General features: G+C 39.1%; 5 protein-coding genes and 1 pseudogene. 2 read left to right on the top strand and 4 right to left on the bottom strand.

Annotated elements, in window-relative coordinates:
* The first annotated feature begins 87 nt into the window (after window positions 1-87).
* Window positions 88-481: pseudogene (tnpA, locus tag QZU77_RS10260) on the top strand (IS200/IS605 family transposase).
* A 141-nt stretch (window positions 482-622) separates the two neighbouring features.
* Window positions 623-1,858 (top strand): RNA-guided endonuclease TnpB family protein, encoded by a 1,236-nt coding sequence (locus QZU77_RS10265; protein ID WP_295603798.1) that lies wholly within the window; start codon window positions 623-625, stop codon window positions 1,856-1,858.
* On the opposite strand, the gene QZU77_RS10270 is transcribed toward QZU77_RS10265, so the two are convergent.
* The 4 genes from QZU77_RS10270 to QZU77_RS10285 all read right to left on the bottom strand — a co-directional run bounded on the left by QZU77_RS10270 (window position 1,845) and on the right by QZU77_RS10285 (window position 5,306).
* The gene (locus QZU77_RS10270; RefSeq protein WP_295603790.1) at window positions 1,845-2,993 is read right to left on the bottom strand and encodes a hypothetical protein; all 1,149 of its coding nucleotides are present in this window, start codon (window positions 2,991-2,993) and stop codon (window positions 1,845-1,847) included. The two genes, QZU77_RS10265 and QZU77_RS10270, sit on opposite strands and share 14 nt — an antisense overlap.
* A 5-nt stretch (window positions 2,994-2,998) precedes the next feature.
* Window positions 2,999-3,250, bottom strand: a complete 252-nt coding sequence (locus QZU77_RS10275; protein ID WP_295603792.1) for a hypothetical protein — start codon at window positions 3,248-3,250, stop codon at window positions 2,999-3,001.
* The gene (locus tag QZU77_RS10280; protein WP_295603794.1) at window positions 3,192-4,364 is read right to left on the bottom strand and encodes a hypothetical protein; all 1,173 of its coding nucleotides are present in this window, start codon (window positions 4,362-4,364) and stop codon (window positions 3,192-3,194) included. The genes QZU77_RS10275 and QZU77_RS10280 overlap by 59 nt, the downstream gene beginning before the upstream one ends.
* A gap of 237 nt (window positions 4,365-4,601) precedes the next feature.
* Window positions 4,602-5,306, bottom strand: coding sequence for a zinc ribbon domain-containing protein (locus QZU77_RS10285; RefSeq protein WP_295603796.1), 705 nt, complete (start codon window positions 5,304-5,306; stop codon window positions 4,602-4,604).
* Between the last annotated feature and the right edge of the window lie 189 nt (window positions 5,307-5,495).

Below are 5,495 nucleotides of genomic sequence, written 5' to 3' on the forward strand. Positions count from 1 at the left end.
TGATTTTTTTTTTACAAGTGTGTGTCAATATTGGTATGCGTTTGTAATAAAAGGTTTTTTGATTATATTGTATTATTATGACTAGAATTGAATAGGAATCAGCATTCAGTATACAAGTTAACTTTTCATTTGGTGTTGGTTATTAAATATCGTAGGAAAGTGATTAATCAGAATATTTTTGATTCTTTGATGGGTTATATTTTCAAATATTGGTAGTATGTATGGTGTTGAGATTATAGAGTCTAATTGGGAGGCTGATCATATTCATGTGCTATTTGATGCTATGCCTAGCACAAATCTAGTTAAGTTTATTAATGCATATAAAACTGCTAGCAGCAGGATTATTAAAAGAGACTATCCGACTATTAAACGGTTTCTTTGGAAGAGTGCTTTTTGGAAAACCGGTTATTTTATCACTACCTCTGGTGGGGTAAATATAGAAACTATACGAAAGTATATTGAAAGACAAAGGAAAAAATAATACACAATTCACCAATTATTTTTTTTTAGTGCTAATATTACTTATCAGACGCTCTCGGTGAAAGTTTATATGCCATTACCTCCGATAGTATATTATCTCATTTGTAATAAAAGTGGAAAAAAAGTGGTTTCTTTGTCAAGTATGAATACTATTAAAAAGAATCTGGAAATTCGAATTTATCCTGCCATAGCAGAAAAAAATGATAAAGGAGAAAAACTTGCCAATATAAGCAAAATAGAGTCCAATATCGGCATATACCGCTTCATTTATAATAAGGAATTGGAATTTATAAATTACTTTAGAAACTTATTACTCCAATACGGTTATGAAGATCATGTAATTGTCAACGATACCTCCTGCAGCATCATTTTAAACATGCTAAGACAAGAATATCCGTTCCTGGAAAAAGCCGAATCCAGCAGCAGACAACAATCTCAAAGAAACCTTATCCTTGCTTTTAAACGATATGATGATTCTAGTTTAAAATCCAACTATCCTGTATTGAAAACCAAAAAAAATCAAAAAGACACTTTCAGAATAATGAATAACAATGACAATCTACGAATACAAAAAGACAAATACGGGTACGATAAAATAAAATTGCCAAAATTAGGTCTGGTAAAATTTAAAACCAGCAAAGAATACCGAGAATTACTTCGAAAAGGAAGCAACCCCGATGATCCCACTGTAGAAATCAAGCACATAACCATCAAAAAAGTAAACAACGAATACTATGCAGTTTTCAACATCACAGAATTATATATACCACAGGAAATCATCGGACCACGACAACAAATTGGCATTGACATCGGATGCAGCAAACTAGCATCACTTTCCAACGGACAAGAGATACCCAATCTTGACCTGACAACGGAAGCGAATAAAATCATCCAATATCAACAAAAAATGAGCCACACACAACCAGGATCCATAAGACACAATGAAGCACAAAGATTATACAATTTATGGATGAAAAAACTAGTAAACAAACGCAATGACTACTACAATAAAGTAACAGCATATATTGTTAAAAATTCATCTTTTATTGCAGTTCAAAACGAAAATATCATTGCATGGAAACACAACAAATACTTAAGCAGAAAACTACAATTAAATGCTCCACGTATCTTCATGGATAAACTGGAATACAAATGTTTATGGAATGATGTGGAATTCATCAAAGTTCCCCGAAATTTTCCTTCAACACAAATCTGCAGCGAATGCGGCGAAAGAAACGATAACATGAGCGGACTGCGAAATTTAGGAATACGAGATTGGGAATGTCCACACTGCAAAACACATCATAACCGAGACATAAACGCCGCAAAAAACATCCTTAACAAAGGATTAGAAATCGTAGGGACTACGGTGCAGTAAAATATCCTAAAAACATTAAATGTTTATAGGTTTGCGAATCCCCGCCTTCTAAAAAGGCGGGGAGGTTCAAGAAATCATCGTTTTTAACGCCACGCTCAAGCAATCTCAACTGTTCTGCGTACCATGAGGTTATCTCCTCATGTGTGATTGTGGTGTTGCTTATGATGTCCTCAATCTCAATGCCCAATGCCAACTGTGAGATGAACTCCCTGAACACTGCATCGCTTACAATCCTATACAGTTGGGTGAAGGGCCTTATTGACTTCATCCCCTTCAGGTAATAGTCAGTGCTCTTCATGTCCCTCAATGTCAGCTTTCCACTGGCGAACTCCGAGAGAACCTCCTCAATTTCACCATACATTTCAATCTCATCAAGGTAATCCTTGAAAGCCTCGTCATTGAACTCGTATGACTTGTCGATTTTAGTGATCAGGCCCTCATTGAGCAGTTCCCTGATGAGCGCGTCACTGTATGGTTTGGAATAGCCCAAATCAACAATATGGCGCTTGTTGAACCTGTCCTCGAAATGGTTCTTGAGGTTGATTACATCCTCAACATGCTCTATCCTGTTGTTGCAGTCGCTGCAGAGGTTATGGTAATGTGAATTGTTCCTGCGCCCACAGATGATGCAATGGTCATAGATCTTCTCCATCCTCTCAATGTTGGGGACCTCGACAAGTTCCTTGTCATCGTTTTCCCTAAAGGGCGCAACATACTTCGGCTTTCCAAGATATCCGTACTCGTTTCCCCCGAACTCGTCAAAGTACCTCCAGGCTATATGGAAGAGCTTCTCATACAATTCCAAAGCCAGGCGCCTGTCCTCCTCTGCGGTCTTTTTCAAGGAGTAATGGGCAGTGTTTCTCAGCTTATATGCGTTCAGCAATTGTGTCTCGAATGAGTACTTGATGACATTGAACATTGACAGCTTCTTAACCTTAGCCGTGAAGGTCGCCATCGGGTTGATGTTCCCGTTTCCGGATTTAACGAGCATGTCCATCACTATGCACTCAAGAAAAGTGGTGGCATAGGTCTTGATTGAAGCGGGAGAGGTTGTCACCTCATCCTCAATCTGCAATGCTATCTCATACGCTTCGCTGTTGAAGTTCTTTAGAAAATCGAATAGTGTGGTTGTCATGGTTATTATTCCTCCTTTAAAAGTATGTTGTCGCAGAATATGCAAACCCTTTTGAGGGGCACTATCCTGTTGCACCTTGGGCATTTGACTGTATCCTGCTTTCGCATTTCCTTCTGTGATGTTGCAGTTGACTCGCTTAGGGGGCCTGATGAGTACTCAACCCAATCGTCGCCCTGGAAATATCCTCCACGGGCCATCTTATAATGCGCTCCTGATATTGACGGCGCGTGTTGATTCACGATTCTTTGACTTGTCAAAGCTTTTTTCAGTGTAGAATGACACGTAATCACCAACCTTCAAGTCATCCCCCTTGTATTCGGAGACGTTGAAGTATACGGACTCGTCATCGTCTGAGGTTATGAAACCTGAGCGTCCGTGCTCGAATATCCTGGTGACTGTACCATTTTTAAGTTCCTGGTCCTTGAACTTGTACATGGTCCAGTATTGTCTTATTTCACTTTCCAAAGCATTCTTGTCCAATGTTTCCTCGTCAATCAATAACTCTTCAATATCATCAGGGACTTTTGAATCATTCTCCAGCTTGATGGCACAGAATAGTTCGGCATGCTTCAATGCCAGTTCCGGGTTGATTTCCTTCAGGATCTTATAGGCCAGATGGTACAGGTTGACCTTTATGGTTAACGGGTCATTGGTCAGGACGGCTTCGCAGATGTAATCCTGCGCCTTTTCATCCTCACCGAGGACATAATAGTTTTCAGCAATTTCCTTTTGGACAAACCAGTCCTTCTTGACCTTGGCCACTTCCTCAAGATACCTTAATGCCTCACTGTTGTCAAGAAGTTCCCTATATGACTTGGCTATTCTCCAATTATACCATATGTCACTGTTGTTGGTGAAGACATCAAGACTCTCCAGCGCTTCCTTGGAGGTTTCTATGCATTTCTCATAGTCCTCAACTTCAAAGTAGGCCTTGGTGGCATAGTCATAGTACTTTTCCTTTTTGGAGCGGTACACCCTATCCTCTGTCTCGAACCTCTTCTGGTCTAGGAGTTCGGGGTTGATCTTGTCGAGCCATGCGAGAAGGTCATAGTAGTCATTTTCCGCATAGAGCTGGTCAAGTACCTTGAAGACTGTCTGGGTGTATGCGCACACCGGCCTCTTGTTCAGGTCATCCTGCCTGACCAGTTCAGTGACAAGTTCTGCTGACTCGTATAGCTTGTCCTCGTCATATGCATCCTTGATGTAGAGCTGGTACAGGCTCCAGCTGTAGAATATCCTGTCCCAGTTGTTCAATGCTTCAGGTGACTCGTTATAGTGTCTTTCATAAATAGTCAGGGCCTCATCGTATTTCTTGGCCTTGTATAATTTTTTAGCTTCGTTTAATTCTTCGCGAATTTCCTTATTGGTCATGGTTGATTCCTCCTATTATAATGTTGGTACATTATTATTACATTCTCATCGCATATAAAAGTTGTGATTATCTTATGGTGAAACTGGATGTTTATCCTGAAAATCGAAGCGTTGAATCCACATCAACCGGTTGAAAAACAGATTATTTGAAACCTTCGTTTAAAATAATGATAATGTTGACTGGTTAAACCGGTGCTTTTGAGATAATGATTCATTATTATCTATGGAGTATTTGATTTAATCGTCAACCCTGTGCCCGCAGTGTGAGCAGTACTGGGAATCCGGGTCAAGCTTGATTCCGCACTCGGTGCAGTACCTGTCGTCACTGTAAATCAAGGCCTTGCGGACCTCCAGTTCCTCTTCGGAAATCTTTCCCTTATCAAACAATGCATACATTTCAAGCAGGTCATCAAACTCGTCATGAGTCTGGTTTTCAATATTGTCCTCAAGAATCTCCTTTAGGGGAACCGCCTTGGTCTCATTGATTTCAAATATGAACTCGTCATCATAAGTGTCTATGACAATCCTTTTTTTGGACCATCCTCCCTCGTCGATGGTGATTTCAACCATCTCAGTATAGAGCAGCTTCTCGCCGGTCCTTTCAATGGTGACTCCGTCATGCTCAAGCATCAGGTCGCTTCCAACCCACTCATCGTCAATGAGAATGTTGATCCATACCTTTTCCTGTCTGAAGATTGTCTCCTTTTCCCGCTGGTTTTTGGCCAGCCTGAGGTTGATTGAATCGATGGAACCTTCAAACTCTTCAATCAATTCACTAGTGAGTTCATCCTCCTTGATTTTAAGGTTCTTTGAATTGAGGAATTTTAAAAAAAGCTTATTCGGCGAACCCAATGGAGTGATTAAATCATAATCCTCAAGCAAATCCATATTATGATTGTAAATCTTGTTTGAGGAATTTCTAAAAAAATTTTTCAGTTCCATATTAGTATATATGTTTCAAGTATATTAAAATTTGTACTAAAATAAGCAATGCCGTCAATTTAAGAATTTCATTATAATACTTTAAATCAGTATTATGAAAATATTAAATTGTATTTTAGTGTACTATCCTTTAAGAATTTATCATTTTTAAAATTAATTTATTACTAATGGTTGTTCTTTGATTAAAGT

The organism is uncultured Methanobrevibacter sp. (genome assembly GCF_902774605.1).
Classification (GTDB): Archaea; Methanobacteriota; Methanobacteria; order Methanobacteriales; family Methanobacteriaceae; genus Methanocatella.